The organism is Vibrio sp. Vb1166, from assembly GCF_033338695.1.
GTDB lineage: Bacteria > Pseudomonadota > Gammaproteobacteria > Enterobacterales > Vibrionaceae > Vibrio > Vibrio alginolyticus.
Genome location: NZ_JAWOTE010000011.1, coordinates 130,008 through 147,720 on the forward strand (window position 1 = coordinate 130,008; position 17,713 = coordinate 147,720).

Annotated in this window: 15 protein-coding genes and 1 riboswitch; of the genes, 11 read left to right on the forward strand and 4 right to left on the reverse strand. The window is 45.0% G+C overall.

Annotated elements, in window-relative coordinates:
* The first annotated feature begins 81 nt into the window (after positions 1-81).
* The 5 genes from R7E51_RS13295 (at position 82) to dapD (ending at position 4,983) form a co-directional block, all read left to right on the forward strand.
* Complete coding sequence (locus R7E51_RS13295) at positions 82-1,008, forward strand: LysR substrate-binding domain-containing protein (protein WP_025768221.1); 927 nt, start codon at positions 82-84, stop codon at positions 1,006-1,008.
* A gap of 128 nt (positions 1,009-1,136) precedes the next feature.
* Positions 1,137-1,436: a YebG family protein gene (locus R7E51_RS13300; RefSeq protein WP_005380208.1), complete on the forward strand. Its 300-nt coding sequence runs from the start codon at positions 1,137-1,139 to the stop codon at positions 1,434-1,436.
* A 156-nt stretch (positions 1,437-1,592) separates the two neighbouring features.
* Positions 1,593-1,668: riboswitch (Fluoride riboswitch) on the forward strand.
* A 259-nt stretch (positions 1,669-1,927) separates the two neighbouring features.
* Complete coding sequence (locus tag R7E51_RS13305) at positions 1,928-2,620, forward strand: iron-sulfur cluster assembly scaffold protein (protein ID WP_206957692.1); 693 nt, start codon at positions 1,928-1,930, stop codon at positions 2,618-2,620.
* Positions 2,621-2,643: 23 nt separating this feature from the next.
* Entirely contained in the window at positions 2,644-3,627 is a 984-nt protein-coding gene (locus R7E51_RS13310; RefSeq protein ID WP_206949394.1) for a GGGtGRT protein, read from the forward strand.
* 324 nt (positions 3,628-3,951) lie between these two features.
* Positions 3,952-4,983 (forward strand): 2,3,4,5-tetrahydropyridine-2,6-dicarboxylate N-succinyltransferase, encoded by a 1,032-nt coding sequence (dapD, locus tag R7E51_RS13315; RefSeq protein ID WP_206949395.1) that lies wholly within the window; start codon positions 3,952-3,954, stop codon positions 4,981-4,983.
* 81 nt (positions 4,984-5,064) lie between these two features.
* Here dapD and glpQ read toward each other — a convergent pair whose 3' ends face one another.
* Positions 5,065-6,120 (reverse strand): glycerophosphodiester phosphodiesterase, encoded by a 1,056-nt coding sequence (glpQ, locus tag R7E51_RS13320; RefSeq protein WP_054865661.1) that lies wholly within the window; start codon positions 6,118-6,120, stop codon positions 5,065-5,067.
* Positions 6,121-6,176: 56 nt separating this feature from the next.
* On the reverse strand, positions 6,177-7,541 hold the full coding sequence (glpT, locus tag R7E51_RS13325; RefSeq protein WP_005380199.1) for a glycerol-3-phosphate transporter: 1,365 nt from the start codon (positions 7,539-7,541) through the stop codon (positions 6,177-6,179).
* An 896-nt stretch (positions 7,542-8,437) separates the two neighbouring features.
* On the opposite strand from glpT, the gene R7E51_RS13330 reads away from it, so the two are divergent.
* From R7E51_RS13330 to R7E51_RS13350, 5 genes are all read left to right on the forward strand, one after another.
* Positions 8,438-9,292: an MIP/aquaporin family protein gene (locus R7E51_RS13330; RefSeq protein WP_005380195.1), complete on the forward strand. Its 855-nt coding sequence runs from the start codon at positions 8,438-8,440 to the stop codon at positions 9,290-9,292.
* A 59-nt stretch (positions 9,293-9,351) separates the two neighbouring features.
* Complete coding sequence (glpK, locus tag R7E51_RS13335; RefSeq protein WP_005380193.1) at positions 9,352-10,869, forward strand: glycerol kinase GlpK; 1,518 nt, start codon at positions 9,352-9,354, stop codon at positions 10,867-10,869.
* A gap of 159 nt (positions 10,870-11,028) precedes the next feature.
* A complete protein-coding gene (locus R7E51_RS13340; protein ID WP_025768216.1) occupies positions 11,029-11,820 on the forward strand; it encodes a DeoR/GlpR family transcriptional regulator in 792 nt (263 codons plus the stop codon).
* Between the two features lie 176 nt (positions 11,821-11,996).
* On the forward strand, positions 11,997-13,556 hold the full coding sequence (gene glpD, locus R7E51_RS13345; RefSeq protein WP_017636005.1) for a glycerol-3-phosphate dehydrogenase: 1,560 nt from the start codon (positions 11,997-11,999) through the stop codon (positions 13,554-13,556).
* A gap of 275 nt (positions 13,557-13,831) precedes the next feature.
* Positions 13,832-14,785 (forward strand): CorA family divalent cation transporter, encoded by a 954-nt coding sequence (locus R7E51_RS13350; RefSeq protein WP_005380188.1) that lies wholly within the window; start codon positions 13,832-13,834, stop codon positions 14,783-14,785.
* Positions 14,786-14,858: 73 nt separating this feature from the next.
* Here R7E51_RS13350 and R7E51_RS13355 read toward each other — a convergent pair whose 3' ends face one another.
* Positions 14,859-16,043: an NnrS family protein gene (locus R7E51_RS13355; protein WP_025768215.1), complete on the reverse strand. Its 1,185-nt coding sequence runs from the start codon at positions 16,041-16,043 to the stop codon at positions 14,859-14,861.
* 182 nt (positions 16,044-16,225) lie between these two features.
* Between R7E51_RS13355 and R7E51_RS13360 the strand changes: the two genes are divergently transcribed.
* Entirely contained in the window at positions 16,226-16,777 is a 552-nt protein-coding gene (locus R7E51_RS13360; protein WP_025768214.1) for a gamma-glutamylcyclotransferase family protein, read from the forward strand.
* Positions 16,778-16,815: 38 nt separating this feature from the next.
* Here R7E51_RS13360 and R7E51_RS13365 read toward each other — a convergent pair whose 3' ends face one another.
* A complete protein-coding gene (locus tag R7E51_RS13365) occupies positions 16,816-17,403 on the reverse strand; it encodes an outer membrane beta-barrel protein (RefSeq protein ID WP_017820436.1) in 588 nt (195 codons plus the stop codon).
* Between the last annotated feature and the right edge of the window lie 310 nt (positions 17,404-17,713).

Consider the following 17,713-nt stretch of genomic DNA (forward strand, 5'->3'; position numbering starts at 1 on the left):
GGGACGTATAATACGCTTGCACTTCGTTCCGATATATCTAATTATTTAAAACAAACGTTCAGAATTACTTAACGGTGGGGTATGGCAAGTCACATTTCTCTTAAACAACTGAAAGTGTTTACGACGATCACGCAGCACAAAACGCTCACAGCGGCTTCTGATAGTCTCTTTTTATCGAAAGCCGCAGTGAGCATGGCACTCTCAGAATTAGAAAAACAGATCGGCCATCACTTGTTTGATCGTGTTAATAACCGACTGATTTTGAACCAAGAAGGTCAAAAACTGCTACCACTGGCGGATGAGTTACTCAACCGAGCCAAAGACATCGAGAGCATTTTCGATGGTGACCAAGCGCTATCGGGCCAACTTCGCATTGGTGCCAGCGACACCATTGGCAACCAAGTCGCGCCCTATTTGCTTAGCGAATTTCGTCAGCAAACGAACCATCGTTCTCAAAGCCTGTTCATTTCTAACTCCGCACAAATCTGCGACATGCTGACCGATTACGAGTTAGACATAGCCCTCATTGAGGGCAAAACACTTCACCCTGAATTGCAGTCTACCCAGTTTAGCGAAGATGAAATGTGCGTGATTTGCGCGCCCGATTACCCAGCCGCGCACGAAGGGCCAGTAAACTTAACCGAGCTAGAAAACAGTGAATGGATATTGCGAGAGGCAGGATCTGGTTCACGCGAATTTTTTATGCGCGTTGTCGCACCGCGCTTGGAACATTGGCATGAAGCTTTTCAGCTCAATACCACCGAAGCGTTGATCAACTCAGTATCGGCAGGGTTAGGCTTAGGTTGCTTGTCACGTTTGTCTGCAGAACCTGCTATTCGTGACGGCCGCGTAAAACTGCTCGACATGCCTTTAGATATGAAACGTCGCTTCTGGTTACTGGTTCATAAAGAGAAATATCAAAGCCCATTGCTCAAAACGTTTATCGAATTTTGCCAAGATTGGGAGCGACCAACAAACCTTCCTTTGGCGGACAAATCCGCAAAGTGAAACCAAGATAGTTTAAATGCTAGTCAGTTAGTTGTACGTGTCTCTCATTCTGAGGCTTGTCGCTAGACTTGATTGGTCAAAAACTGTATAAAAAGCCAGTATCAATACACCAAATTAGGGGACCAACCATGGCTGTAATCGTCAAGTACGTGGTAGAACGCAATGGAGAAGAGAAAATGACTTTTACCTCTAAAGCGGAAGCTGACGCATACGACAAAATGCTGGATATGGCAGACGAGTTATTCTCACTGCTGGGTAAAAGTGAACTTCTAGAAGACGAAGGTAAGCAAGAAGATCTTGCAATGTTCCTTGCGCAAAACAAAGAAGAAGTGCTTTACGCTCTTGGTGCAAAACGTAAACCTGCACCAAAAAAAGCAAAGAAGCTTGAAGCTGTTGAAGAAGATAGCGAGCAAGAAGACGCTGCATAAGCCTCTTATTTGTTTAGAAAAAACGTCGCATTATGCGGCGTTTTTTTATTCCTTCCGTTTATCTCCATATATCTCTGAGAATATAAAGAACCGATTTAATATCCCAAATTGCTCTAAATTTCATGTTGCGGATTAGTGTGACTTAGATCTAGTCTAAATGGGTCCGGTGATGGGGTGCCACCGGAATCGAAAGATTCGAACCGCTGTTAAAGCTAATGACTCCTACAGAAACGAAAACAGGTCAGCCCTGTTGGAAGTGCTTTCGCTTATGTTGTGAAAGCGAGAGTTCTGTAGTGAGCAATTCAACTCTTCTCCAACCCCGCTCCTGTTTTCTCAAAAATTAAAAAGATATCCAAAATAGTTGTTAACTCAACAAGGCGACAAACGCATGAACCTCCTGAACATAGTTTTCTATTTGATGGAGCGAATAAGAGCAGTCAACGCCGTTGAGACTGACAAATAGGCTGGATATCGTACACTGGGAAAACATTATGCAATATTCACACGAAATCCAATCAATGTGCCCGATTCAACGCGGCGAGCTTCATGCATCTGCACCGATCCCTGTTGAAGGCGCAATGATCAATCCAAAAGACGTTATCGCGATTTCTGGTCTTAGCCACGGAGTTGGCGCTTGTGCTCCTCAACAAGGCGCAGCAAAACTGACCCTTAACGTCAAAAACGGCATCATCGAAGAAGCTTTGATCGAAACGATCGGCTGTTCAGGCATGACTCAATCAGCAGCGATGGCCGCAGAAATCCTAACAGGCAAAACCATTCTTGAAGCACTGAATACCGACTTGGTATGTGATGCTATTAACGTCGCGATGCGCGAAATCTTCCTTCAATTTGTTTACGGTCGTACGCAATCTGCTTTCTCTGAAGGCGGCTTAGAAATTGGTGCGGTATTGGAAGATCTTGGTCAAACTCAACGCAGCCAAGTGGGTACTAGCTACTCAACCAAAGCAAAAGGCGTGCGTTACATGGAGTTGGCTGAAGGCTATGTAACAAAACTCGCGCTAGACGAAAACAAAGAAGTGATTGGTTACCAATATCTCAACCTCGGCAAGATGATGAAAGCCATCAACGAAGGCGTATCTGCTGCAGAAGCCGCAGACAAAGCGACGGGGACTTACGGTCGTTTTGACGAAGCCGTAACTACCATCAACCCACGCCAACAATAATTGCCACCAAGAGGAAAGAGATTATGAACACTCCAATTACTGAATCTGTACGTCGCACATTAGACGAAATGCAACTTTCTTCTCTGGAAGAGGCTTACCAATACTGTATGGATCGTGGTATCGACCCTAAAGCACTAGTGATGGACACTCAACCTATCGCGTTTGAAAGCGCTGCCGATGCCTACACGCTAGGCACTGCTTTGGCGATTTTCCGCGTAGCAAAAACAGCTGAAGAAGCTGCAAACATCATCGGTGAAGGCCTTCAAGCCTGCACAAAACCAGGCAGCGTCGCAGAACAACGCCGAGTGGGTATCGGTCACGGTGCATTGGCGGCTCGTCTATTGAATGAAGAAAGTGGCTGTTTCGCTTTCCTTGCGGGCCATGAGTCATTCGCAGCGGCAGAAGGCGCTATCAAAATCGCATTGAACGTGAACAAGTCACGAAAAAATCCGTTGAAAGTTATCCTAAATGGCTTGGGTAAAGACGCCGCTTACCTAATCTCACGCATCAATGGTTTCACTTACGTACGCACTCAGTACAACTACCAAACTGGTGAGTTAGTGGAAGTAGAACGTCGCCGTTTCTCCCAAGGTCCACGTGGTGAGATCCTTTGCTACGGGGCAGACGATGTACGTGAAGGCGTGGCTATCATGCATAAAGAACAAGTGGATGTGAGCATCACAGGTAACTCAACAAACCCGACTCGTTTCCAACACCCAGTTGCCGGTATCTACAAAGCAGAGCGTAACCGTGAAGGCATGCCTTACTTCTCTGTGGCATCAGGTGGTGGTACTGGTCGTACTCTACACCCAGATAACGTGGCGGCAGGTCCTGCATCCTACGGTATCACCGATACCATGGGTCGCATGCACGCCGATGCGCAATTCGCGGGTAGCTCTTCAGTACCAGCACACGTAGCGATGATGGGCTTCATCGGTATGGGCAACAATCCAATGGTAGGGGCAACGGTTGCACTTGCAGTAGAGGTCGGTGAGCTAAGCCTCTAAGTTGATTTATCGCTTTACTATCCAAAGCCAGTAAATCCAACAAACCCAGTGTAGGGGGAGTGACTTCGGTCCTCCCCTTATTTTTTGCGATGCCCCCTTCTCCAACTTCACTGTGTCTCTGCCCAAAATCGGTCTGATAAGGCTTTTGCGACACATTTCTCATCAGACAAACATATCTATAAAAAGACAAAAGGTATCCATCTACAGACTTTCTCCATTTCCCCTCTTTAAACTCCTCAGCACTCTCTTTATGATGACTGACAACTTAATTATTTCTTGTCAGTGAACAGACGAGACACAAGACTCAACACATGGAGATCAACTATGGCTTTCTTCTCTCTAGCCTTTGGTACGGCAACTAAAAACCGCGACGGCAAAATCATCGAAGCGTTTTTCCCAAACCCAGTTCTTAACCCAAGCGAAGCGCTTGTTAACGCACTAGCAGCAGTAGCAGGTTACGAGCAAGGCAACCAAGCTATCGAGATCTCTGCAGCACAAAGCGCAGAACTGGCTGCAGCATTTGAAGCAAACGGCGATGCAGCAAACGCATCTATCGCAGCAAAAGCAGCAGAATCAGCACAACCACTTGTACTGGTTATTCTTGCAACTGACGAGCAGCCACAAAGCGTTGCTGAAGGTTTCTTAAAACTTCAACTTATCTCTAACCGCCTAGTTCAACCACACGGTACGGTACTAGACGGCATCTTCGGTCTACTGCACAACATCGCATGGACTAACGAAGGTCCAATCGACCTACCTGAACTAGCAGAGCGTCAAATCGAAGCTCGCCTAGCGGGTCGTGCACTAAGCGTAGATTGCGTAGACAAGTTCCCTAAAATGGTGGACTACGTGGTACCAACTGGTGTTCGTATCGCTGACACTTCTCGCGTACGTCTTGGCGCACACGTTGGCGAAGGCACAACAGTAATGCACGAAGGCTTCATCAACTTCAACGCGGGTACAACAGGCGTGAGCATGGTTGAAGGTCGTATCTCTGCTGGCGTAGTGGTTGGTAACGGCTCTGACATCGGCGGCGGCGCATCTATCATGGGCACACTATCTGGCGGCGGTAAAGTTGTAGTTTCTATCGGTGAAAACTCTCTACTAGGCGCGAACGCAGGTCTTGGCTTCCCAATGGGTGACCGTTGTACTATCGAATCAGGTCTGTACGTAACTGCTGGTTCTAAAGTACGCATGCTAGATTCTGCTGGCCAAGAAGTAGAAGTAGTGAAAGCACGCGATCTTGCAGGTGTTTCTGACCTACTGTTCCGTCGTAACTCTGTAACAGGTCAAATCGAGTGTCTTGCTAACAAGAGCGCGGTTGAACTGAACAGCGAACTGCATAAAAACAACTAATTCATTCGTGAATTAGCCCTACGAAAAATCCCCCAGCAGGAAACTGTTGGGGGATTTTTTAGCTTACAGCAAAATGCGTGATTACTGATTTAAAAAGCTGACCGCTTTATCTGGGAAATCAGTAAACAAACCATCCACTTTTACTTGGTTGTAGTACACATCCATCATGCCTTCAAAGCTGTCAGTGTACGCTGGAATGCGTCCTGGATCGGCGCGGAACGTGTATGGATGCACTTGCAAGCCAGCGTCTTTTGCAGCCTTCATCAACGGCTTGATGATGATATTGTCTTTGGTTGACTTATCATCCACCAGCATCGGCTTCCAAGGTCCAATTCCTTCCGCGTAACTCGCTACTTTCTTCATTCCGTCGGCTTCGAACATCCAGTCATAACTGTATGGTGTTGCCTTGTCGCCTTTGTACACCATAGTTTCGTTCCAGTCCGTGTAAGCCATAAGCTGAACGAGCTTTAAGTCCATATCCATTGCAGGCATGAGTTCACTGTTGATGCGTTGAAGTTCATTCGCATCAAAACACTGAAGGTAGACTTTGTCGTCTTGAGAGCCGTAACCGTACTGCTTCAAGACTTTAAGTACTGCTTTAGAAATCTCCTTACCTTCATGACGATGGAACCAAGGCGCTTTAATTTCTGGGTAAATACCGATGTCATAACCCAGCGTTTTGTTTAAGCCTTGGATCAGCTCAATCTCTTCAGCAAACGTCGGCACTGTGAAATCAGATTTCCACATAGGGAATCGGGTTGGATAGCCCGCTACTTTGTTGCCTTTGTCATCGATATTAAAGCCTTCGGTAACTCGCAAGGATTTGATTTCCGCCAGAGTGAAATCAATCGCGTAATAACGACCATCTTTACGTGCACGATCAGGAAAACGCTCCGCAACATCCGTTACGCGATCGAGATAATGGTCATGCAACACGACCAACTGGTCGTCTTTCGTCATTACCACATCTTGCTCTATGTAGTCAGGTTTCATTGCGTAAGCAAGTGCTTTGGCTTCTAGCGTGTGCTCAGGCAAGTAGCCCGATGCACCACGGTGCGCAATGACAAGCGGCTTCGCAATCGCACCAGCAGAAAGGCTAAGTGCTAAAAAAGTAAGACATACTGACTTTGTTTTCATTGTTATTTCCTTGATAAAGCGAAGAGGCAGTATTCCACTGCCTCTTTAAATAAATATTACGCTAGCGCTTCCTTCTCGCGCTCTTTTTGCTCGTGGTGCGCACGCTCACCTAAGAAGGCGTACATCAAACACACGATAGAAGTAATACAAGAACCCACTAAGATGATAAAGCCACCATCCCAGCCAAAGTGGTCTACGGTGTAGCCCAAAATCGCGTTTGCGGCAACTGCCCCACCCAGGTATCCAAACAAACCAGTAAGACCAGCGGCAGTACCTGCGGCTTTCTTCGGAGCGAGTTCAAGTGCGTACAAACCGATCAGCATAACCGGACCATAGATTAGGAAGCCAATTGCAATAAGCGCCATCATATCTACTGTTGGGTTGCCCGCAGGGTTAAACCAATAAACCATCACTGCAACTGTCACTAACACCATAAATAAGATACCAGCAGGTGCACGACGACCTTTGAACAATTTGTCAGAGATCCAACCACACAATAGTGTTCCTGGAATGCCAGCCCATTCGTATAAGAAATAAGCCCATGACGATTTATCTACCGAGAAATCCTTCGCTTCTTTTAGGTAAACAGGTGCCCAGTCCAGTACGCCGTAACGAATTAGGTAAACAAATGCGTTTGCAATTGCAATCGACCAAAGAAGTTTGTTGTTGAAGACGTATTTGAAGAAGATTTCCTTCGCTGTCATTTCTTGTTCATGGGACTTGTCATAGTCATCTGGGTAATCGTCTTTGTATTCTTCAATAGGAGGCAGACCACAAGACTGAGGGGTATCGCGAACCGTCATCCAAACAAACACAGCAACTAACGTGGCGAAAAATGCAGGAACATAAAATGCAGTGCGCCAATCATCATTAAATGCCCACAGGCCAAGAATAAATAGTGGACCAATCAAACCGCCACCCACGTTGTGCGCCACGTTCCAAACCGAAACGATCTCACCACGCTCTTTACGTGACCACCAGTGCACCATGGTTCGGCCACAAGCAGGCCACCCCATCCCTTGGAACCAACCGTTTAAGAAAAGCAAAATGAACATCGCAGTGACGCTACCAGTCGCCCATGGCATAAAGCCAAAGCAAAACATCACTAATGCAGACATCAATAGGCCGCCACTAAGGAAATAGCGAGGGTTGGAGCGGTCTGAAACGCTGCCCATTAGAAACTTAGAGAGACCATATGCAATGGAAACAGCTGCCAAGGCGACACCTAAGTCTCCGCGGCTAAAGCCTTGCTCGATAAGATAAGGCATCGCCAAACTGAAGTTTTTACGGACTAGATAGTAACCGGCGTAGCCAACAAAGATACCGATAAAGAGTTGCCAACGGAGGCGAGAGTAGGTGCTATCGATGCTGCCAGGGGACAGACGATCAATGTGCGCCTTAGGTTTGAATATTCCAAACATAGGAACCTCATTATTTTGTATGCGATGGTAAAAACACAAAAGGAGCGAACGAAACAAAATAAATCTTCGTTCGAAAGTTCATGAATTGTATGGAGTTAGGATTTTATTTCTGTGACAAATGTTGCACATGGATTAAATATAAGTAAATACAGTAAATTATATGAGCATTAATTAGATCATCGTTCAACTTTACTCAAGATTCGTTAATATGAAACTGATATTCAAACCTCTCACTTGAGCATTCCAATTCGAAACCTTTGAAACAAAGGCTCGAATTAGAACATAAACTAACCGTAAAAAGGGCGATTTACGCCTGCCCTACTCGCTCCGAACCAACTAATAACTAAAAAGCTGAAAAACGATCACGTTTAGCATCAAACGAAATAAAAAAAACAATTTTTATTTGAATACAAGCCGAAGCAATGATTCACAAACACAAGACATTAACAGCGTTTATTCTCTTCTCAACTCATCCTATTGGTACCAATGGGATGACGATTTTTTCTAAAAGTCCAAACATGACAGCGTATTTTTTATATCACTGCTATCCCTTGATACATTTGACATTCCGCTACTCCTTTAGGGTTAATTGCTACACAAGTTCTGTGCAATAAGTCTCCAAGCACGTAGCAGCTTCACAAAACTCCTCTTACCAGTTGTGCATTCTTTTTCACATCGGTAATTTGAGCGCTCTCAACACTGGCCTCGTGACAAATAAATTATTTTCGTTGTGTTCTTTTCCGGTTAAAAGATGCGCCATTTAACAAAAACGAAGACTTTGATTAACAAATTCATGCTCAAACGCTCACTTTTAGCGCTCGTTTATTTTCGTAAACGTTTATATATGCACAATAGTATCGTGCTAGACAGGCAAAAATGATCAAAGGACTTTTAACATGACAACGAACAAACACCCCTCTCTGCTCGGAGAATGTTTGGCCGAGTTTATCGGTACAGGACTACTTATTTTCTTCGGCGTAGGCTGTGTTGCAGCCTTAGTTCTAACAGGCGCATCATTTGGACAATGGGAAATCAGTATTGTATGGGGCTTCGGTGTCGCCATCGCTATTTACTGTACGGCTGGCGTCTCTGGTGCACACATCAACCCTGCCGTTACCATCGCACTTGCTATGTTCCATGGTTTTGATAAGGCGAAAGTGGTGCCATACATTATCGCTCAAATGCTTGGGGCATTCTGTTCTGCTGCATTGGTATACAGCTTATACAGCAACCTTTTCACCGACTACGAAATCGCTCATAACTTCGTTCGCAGCAGCCAAGATGCACTAGCAACTGCTGGTATCTTCTCAACCTATCCGCATGCCTCCCTCTCTTTCTTTGGTGCTTTTGCTGTGGAATTCGTTATCACTGCTGTGCTGATGTTTGCGATTCTGGCTCTGGGCGATGAAAATAACGGCGCAGCACGTGGCGCAATGAACCCTCTATTGATCGGTATTTTGATTGCCGTCATCGGTGGTTCACTTGGCCCACTAACAGGCTTTGCGATGAACCCTGCTCGTGACTTTGGACCGAAGCTGTTCGCTTACTTCGCAGGTTGGGATTACGCTCTGACAGGTGCTAAAGACATTCCTTACTTTATCGTGCCTTTACTTGCTCCGATTGCAGGTGCGTGTTTTGGTGGTTGGTTGTATCCAAAAGCGATTGCCGCTTACCTTCCACAACAAGGCCACGGTTGTACGATTCCAAACCAATGTGAGACGGAAGAAGAAACAGAAGAAGCTAGAGCTTAAAACTGACGTAACTCGAACATTTACTAAAATATAAATAACGAAACAAAAGGATTCTTACCATGACTGAGCAAAAATACATTGTTGCCCTGGACCAAGGTACAACAAGCTCTCGCGCAGTGATTCTTGATCACGATGCGAACATCGTAAGCGTCGCGCAACGCGAATTTACTCAGATTTATCCAGAAGCTGGTTGGGTTGAACATGATCCAATGGAGATCTGGGCAACACAAAGCTCTACCTTAGTAGAAGCTCTAGCTAAGTCTGGCATCCGTAGCGACCAATTAGCGGCTATCGGTATTACTAACCAGCGTGAAACGACCATCGTCTGGAATAAAGAAACAGGTAAACCCGTTTACAATGCGATCGTATGGCAATGTCGCCGTACTGCTGATATCTGTGAAGATTTAAAAGCACGCGGTCTCGAAAACTATGTACGTGACAACACTGGTTTGGTGCTTGACCCTTACTTCTCCGGTACCAAAGTTAAATGGATTCTGGACAATGTTGAAGGCGCACGAGAAGACGCAGAAGCAGGCAAGCTGTTGTTTGGTACTGTCGATACTTGGTTAGTTTGGAAGATGACTCAAGGTCGCGTTCACGTAACCGACTACACCAACGCATCACGTACCATGCTGTTTAACATCAACGATCTATGTTGGGATCAAAAAATGTTAGATGAGCTTGGCATCCCAGCATCTATGATGCCAGAAGTGAAGCGCTCATCGGAAATTTACGGTAAAACCAACATCGGTGGTAAAGGCGGTACTCGTATTCCTATTTCTGGAATCGCAGGTGACCAACAAGCGGCGCTTTACGGCCAAATGTGTGTTGAAGCGGGTCAAGCGAAAAACACTTACGGTACGGGTTGTTTCTTGCTAATGAATACTGGCCAAGAAAAAGTCACTTCGACACATGGTCTTCTAACAACTTTGGCTTGTGGTCCTGCAGGCGAACCAGCTTATGCACTTGAAGGTGCCGTATTCATGGGTGGAGCTTCTATCCAATGGCTACGTGATGAATTAAAAATCCTAAACGGTGCAGAAGACTCTGAATACTTCGCGACAAAAGTGGATACATCAAACGGCGTTTATGTCGTGCCTGCATTTACTGGTTTAGGCGCACCATACTGGGATGCCTACGCACGTGGCACGATTGTCGGCCTTACTCGCGGCGTGAATTCAAACCATATCATCCGTGCAACATTAGAAGGCATCGCTTATCAAACTCGTGACGTACTGGATGCGATGCAAGCTGACTCAGGCATTAAGCTTGCGAACCTTCGCGTCGATGGTGGTGCAGTAGCGAACAACTTCCTCATGCAATTCCAATCCGATGTATTGAACACAGAAGTACACCGCCCTCAAGTAACTGAGGTTACCGCTCTTGGTGCAGCCTACCTTGCCGGCCTTGCCGTTGGTTACTGGGATAGCATTGATGAGTTGCAGAATAAAGCGGTACTTGATCGCACCTTTGAGCCACACGATGATGAAGAAAAACGCAATCGTCGTTACAAGGGCTGGAAACGTGCAGTGAAATGTGCACAAACCTGGTCTGAACTTCACGACGAAGAAGATTAATCTCATCTCCATAAGAAAAAAAGAGCGCCATTTGTGCGCTCTTTTTGCGCTTTATCCCCGATTCCTGAACTCGCTTACTTCTCACAACGAGCAAATTCGAGCACAATAGAGCTTCGAATTTGAAGCATTGGCCGTTACCAATGCACAAGGGAGTGGTAAGTGAAGCAAATACCTCGACACCAGCAGATTGTTGAGCTGGTGAAAAAACAAGGCTATGTCAGCACGGATGAGTTGGTAGAAAGATTCAATGTCAGCCCACAAACCATCCGACGCGATCTCAATGAACTCGCCGATGACAACAAAATTCGTCGTTATCACGGTGGAGCCACTATTCCTCTCAGTTCTGAAAACACATCTTACAACACGCGTAAAGCGCTCAACTTCAATGAAAAAGATGTCATTGCAGACGAGGTAGTCAAACACATTCCAGATGGTGCCACACTATTCATCGATATTGGCACTACACCAGAAGCAGTTGCGCGAGCGCTCAATAAACACCATAAACAGTTGCGTGTTGTCACCAACAACATCAATGTTGCGACCATTCTTTTCCCTAACCCTGAAATCAAAGTCATCTTAGCGGGTGGAGAAGTCCGCAGCAGAGACGGCGGTATTGTTGGCGAGGCTACCCTCGATTTCGTTAAACAGTTCCGTCTCGACTTTGGTATTCTCGGCATTAGCGGTATCGACTTCGATGGCTCGCTATTAGACTTTGATTACCACGAAGTCCGGGTAAAACAAGCGATCATTGACAATAGCCGTAGTGTATTTCTGGCCGTAGACCACACCAAGTTCGGGCGCAATGCTATGGTGAAACTAGGCAATATTGCACAGCTCAACATGATCTTTACCAATAAGCAGCCACCAGAAGAAATCTTGTCAATTTTGAAGGAAGCTTCTATCCCACTTGAAGTGGTTGAAGCTAACGAATCAAACTCCGAAAACGAGTAACGTCAATCGTATAATTCCCCCTCAAATGACCTCTGTCTTAATTAGACAGAGGTTTTTTTGTGTCTAAATCACACAAAACGCTCACAAACGAAAATAATAGATGATCACAAACGAAACCTGAGCTAGGATTACATTATGTTCTAAAATGCTCGTTCGCTCACCAAGAGGTCAAATTTATGAGTATACAAAATAATGCTTCCACTACTAGCTCATCCACTACCTTAGACTTGATCGTAATCGGTGGCGGCATTAACGGAGCTGGTATTGCGGCAGACGCAGCAGGCCGAGGTTTGAGTGTTGGCTTATATGAAGCAAATGACTTCGCATCTGCGACTTCTTCAGCAAGTTCTAAACTGATACACGGCGGTTTACGCTACCTTGAACACTACGAGTTTCGTTTAGTTTCGGAAGCGCTCGCAGAGCGTGAGGTTATTCTTCGTAAAGCACCACACGTCGCATTACCAATGCGTTTCCGTTTACCGCATCGCCCATTCCTACGCCCAGCTTGGATGATTCGTTGTGGCCTTTTCCTTTACGATAACTTGGGTAAACGTACGACGCTGCAAGGCAGTAAAACCGTCAACCTTGCGAAATCTGGCTTGCTAAAACCAGAAATGAAAACGGGTTTCGAATACTCTGACTGTTGGGTTGATGATGCACGTTTAGTATTACTGAACGTTCTTGCGGCTCGCGAAAACCATGCTGAAGTACGTAACTACTGCCGCGTGGAAAAAGCACACCGTGAAGGTGGTATCTGGCACGTTACTATTCACGATGTGATGACAGACCAACGTTTCGAACGTAAAGCGAAAGCGTTAGTCAATGCTGCGGGGCCTTGGGTAAAACAGTTCTTTGATGATGGATTAGAGCAAGCCTCTCCTCGTAACATTCGCTTAATCAAAGGCTCGCACATCGTTGTTCCTCGTATCCACAACGAACCGCAAGCCTACATCCTTCAAAACAAAGACAATCGCATCGTGTTTATGATTCCTTACTTAGATAAGTTCTCAATCATTGGTACAACAGATGTGGAATACAAAGGTGACCCACGTGAAGTGTCGATCTCAGATGACGAAGTCGATTACCTCATTGATATCGTAAACCAACACTTTGTCCACCAGTTGACTCGCGAAGATGTAGTTTGGACATACAGCGGTGTTCGTCCTTTATGTGACGATGAATCTGACTCTCCGCAAGCAATCACACGAGACTACACGCTAGAGCTCGATGCGGAATACGACCATGCACCTCTGCTTTCTGTTTTTGGTGGTAAGTTAACGACCTACCGTAAGTTAGGTGAAGCAGCAATGAAGAAACTTGCTCCGTTCCTACCTGAAATGGGTAAAGACTGGACGGCCAACCAAACCCTTCCTGGTGGTAACTTCAGCTGTAGTCGTGAACAATTAGCTAAACAAATTCACGCTAAATACACTTGGGCGCCAGAAGCATTGATTCTTCGTTATGTCACACAGTTTGGTACCCAAACCTGGAACTTAATGGAAGGCACAACAAGTGAAGCTGACTTAGGACAAACGTTCTCGGCACAAGCAGGTGGTGTTTACCAACGTGAGATCGATTACTTAATGAACCATGAAATGGCAATGACCGATGAAGACATTTTATGGCGCCGTACTAAGCTTGGTCTTTACATGAACGAGGAAGAAAAACAGGCCTTAACGGACTATTTAAAGAAAAAGCTACAACAGAAAGTGGTTAATCTTTCTCAAGTTGGCTAACAGCTCCCCTCCCTCCCCCACAATAAAGCCTGCTTAGTTGCAGGCTTTTTGTTTTGTTGTTTAAGCACAACACCTTGGTGCGCTCCACTCGATTGCAAATAAGAACAACTATTCATAGACATTTGGCGTTAAATACAATCATACTCATTTGAAAAATAATGCATCAATGACTTCAGAGTACCGTACTCAGAGTATTGCCTCTGTATGGCAATGCAATTCTCGCGAAAGAAGTATCTTGAGGTTATTTTGGTATCGGCTCAAACAAGGAAAAGAAAATGGGTTTTATGATTGAACATTGGGACTTCTCAACCCCAGAAGCAACTCAACAATCCACCACGGCAGAGCAAATTCAAGCTAAGCATTGGTACCATTGCGAACGGCTGCATCCTGATATTCGTGGTTGGCTGGAGCAGAACCAAGTACCTCGAGCTACGGTTGATCATCTATTAGCCGACGAAAGCCGACCATCTTTCCATCCTTTGGATGACGAGAACTTCATGTTGATTTTACGAGGCGTCAATATGAACGGCAATGCATCACCAGAAGATATGCTTAGTATTCGAATTCTCTACTTTCAAGGCGCACTCATTTCAACTCGTAAAATTCCATCACGCGCGATCATGGAGATTCGCCAAGCATTAGCGGAACACAAAGGCCCAAAAAGTCTTGCCAGTTTACTTCATCAGATCATTGAAGGATTAAACAGTAAAATAGACATTTACCTTGATACGATTGAAGAAACACTAAACCAGTTCGACGTGAATGATGAGTCGACGTACAAACATATGGCGACTCAAAAAGCACTGATTTCTATCAAGCGTTTTATTCGCCCTCAGCAGTACGCTATCCGTGATCTTGTGGAGTCAGAATCAGAATTGATTGCTTTGAGACCTCATCAATATCGCTTCGCACACAATAATATTACGCGCATAAATGAAACACTTGAGTTTTATCTTGGAGAAGTGGCGCTTTTCCAAGAAGAGATCAAACATCATCGTGATGAGAAAACCAATAAAAACAGTTACCTGTTTACTTTGGTAGCAACGATTTTTCTACCAACCAGCTTCTTAACAGGTTTACTCGGTATCAATGTTGGTGGAATGCCAGGCGTGGATTCCACCATGGCATTCACCTGGTTCTGCATCGCCTTAATTGTCATTTTTGGTCTAGAGTGGTGGCTATTTAAACGCTTGGGGCTCACGAATAAAGCGGACGACGAAGACGAATAAACACTAAACCTATAAAGAACAAAAACCAAAAGAGGAGCACGCGGCTCCTCTTTTCTCTACTCACATTAGAATCTTATCCGGGGTGACCATCCACACGAGGGGTCACAAGCATCACACCAAAGCGCCACACAAATAGCCCAAACGCAACAATCCATAATCCACCGCTGATATCAATCCACAGTATCATGTTCGCTGGATCAAAGATCACGGCGAAACTGCGAACCAAAGCTGCCGCGGTAATCGCTGCAAACGCAAGGCTCATGTTTGGCCCTTTGTAGATCATGCGACCAGTATGTCCCATCGTCACCCGTGTAATCATCGCTAAAATCAAACCGCCTAACGCACCTATCGCAAACAGGTGAATGAGGTTATGGCTGGCAAATGCATCTCCCCAGACGCCTCGCAAAATTAAGCTTAGTGGTAAACACAAATACGCAGCATGCAGCGACCATACTAAAGGCTCGTTCAGGGTTAACCAAGGTTTCCAGCGAACAAAACGCACCAACTGAGCAACACCTGCAAATAGCATCAAACGACTACCTAGTTCTGCAAACGTCACAGGGAAAAAGCTCAGCACAAATAGCATTACCAATGGCAAGTTCGCGAACCACTCTAACCAAGCCAATGGTTGCGCTTTTTCGAAATTAAATCGACGCGCAGTAAAAAATGGAATTACACGTCCGCCCATCACTGACAACAGCAAGGTAAACCACCACAGCATTGCTTGCCACACCGCTGAAGAGCTAAAGGGCGGCATACCTTTTATCGTTGCGTAGCTTGCAAAGTTCGCAAAGATGGCTAAAAGAAACAGTGGAACGAAAAACAAATTACGCCAACCTTTGGCTCGATACACACGAATGCCCACCTCATAGGCGACAAACAGTAAAAATACCGCTTCGATACTGCTGGTTAACCATAACGGTGCTGGTGTCCAAAGCAATATGCGGGGCACTAACCACAAGCCAAATAAAGCCAGAAGCATGTAATGCTTGGTACCATTAATGCCAGTCCAGTTTTGTACCGCGGTCAGTACAAAGCCAACTACAATGGCCATCGAAAAACCGAACAACATTTCATGTACGTGCCACCACAATGCAGGCACGGCTAATGCGTTTGGCTGTCCGCCTTGGAACATCCACACCCACAACGCAATCGCAACAATGGCGTAAATCGACCCAAACAGAAAAAACGGCCGAAAGCCTAATCGCAGCCATGCGGGGATTTTTTCTTCTACTTTTTTATCGGTGATATTCAGCATTATCTTGCCCTCAAGCGTCTCTCGATGCTGGTTAACTCAACTACATATTGATGCTACCATAAACATGTATAAAAAATACATGTTTATAATTAAGATTATACTTAAGAGGTAAAGTTGTGCTTCAGAGGCGGGTTAGGTATAAACATGAGAGGCACAACTATCAGTTAAGGGATGCAACGACAATGTACATATTTGGCTATGGCAGTTTGATTAATTCTGCGTCGCGTAAGTTAACCGGACAAACGGGAGAAGCCATTCCCGTCATAGCACATGGGTTGGTTCGCTACTGGGGGAAGATTGACGACAGCTACAGCCTCTCTCCATTAGTGGTGAACCAAGGCGATGGACAGGTTAATGGCGTTTTACTCGAAGTAAATGAAGAAGCGCTCGCAGAATTCGACCGCCGTGAGCGAGGTTATCATCGTATTCAACTTCAGCCAGATCAAATCGAAACAGATGCGAGTTTTAACCAAGAACATGACATTTGGGTTTACGTAAAAGACGAGCCACTACCACCATGCGAAAAGAGCCCAATCATGCAAAGTTATGTTGATACCGTACTGGCAGGTTGCTTGGAAGTTTCCCACGCGTTTGCAGAGCATTTTGTGCGTCACACCATTGGCTGGCAACACGCGAAAGAAAATGACCGCCACCAACCCAAATATGGCAACCTTGCAGGCGTACAAGATCACCATTATGAGTTGATTGATAATCTAATAAAAAAAGGAGCCTAACGGCTCCTTTTTAGTATCTATGTTTTGCTTACGCGAGCTTAAAACTTGTAATCAACACCAACGTACAGGCTGTCAAAATCAAAATCTTCGCTGCCACCGTTTTCGGCATCAATACTTACCGAAGAAGCACGGTAGCCACCAGATACAACCAAACCTGAAGCGAACTCATAACCAGCCTCAACACCGTAGTTAAAGCCTACATCACGACCATCATCGGTAACAGTGCTAGATGATTTCACTTCATAAGAAACACTCATTACACCAAGGCCAGCAATCGCACCAACATAGAAGCCTGTACCTGCAAATTGGTATTTAGGCTTCGCATTGAAATTGAACGCAGAAGCATCAACACTAAATTTAACCGGCCACCCCATGTAAGAAAATGTTTCTTCAAAGTCGCCAAAGTATATGTACTCACCTTCAAAAGCTAGTTTGAAGTTTTCTGAATATTGAAGCTCTTTACCTACAGCAAGGCTAAGACCTGTCGCAGAAAGATCTTTTGACAAGCTTTTAACTTTAAGATCTGAATTTACCAAATCAGCACCAACATACCAGTTACCTTTTGCTTGAACTGATGCTGAAGCAACCACTGCACCTAAAGCCAATAATGGCAATACTTTTTTCATTATAATTTCCTAATTTTTCATACTGTTAGACAGCTTTTAAAAGCGCGGAGATTATAAATAGAGTTGAATACTTTCCTATTGATTTGTTTATAAAATGAGACACAAAACATAAACATGAACAATAAAACGTTTGCTTGATTAAACTCTAAACAGCTCGAGTCCTATTAAGTACTAGAGTTACCACAAGTAGCAAGTTTCCAAACCAGTCGCGTTTTTCAGTATTTTTACAGCAATATAATCCTTACGTTTACGGCTTTATTTATTACTCAATAGAGTCTATTTCATGAAAACAATTTGGCTTGATATGATG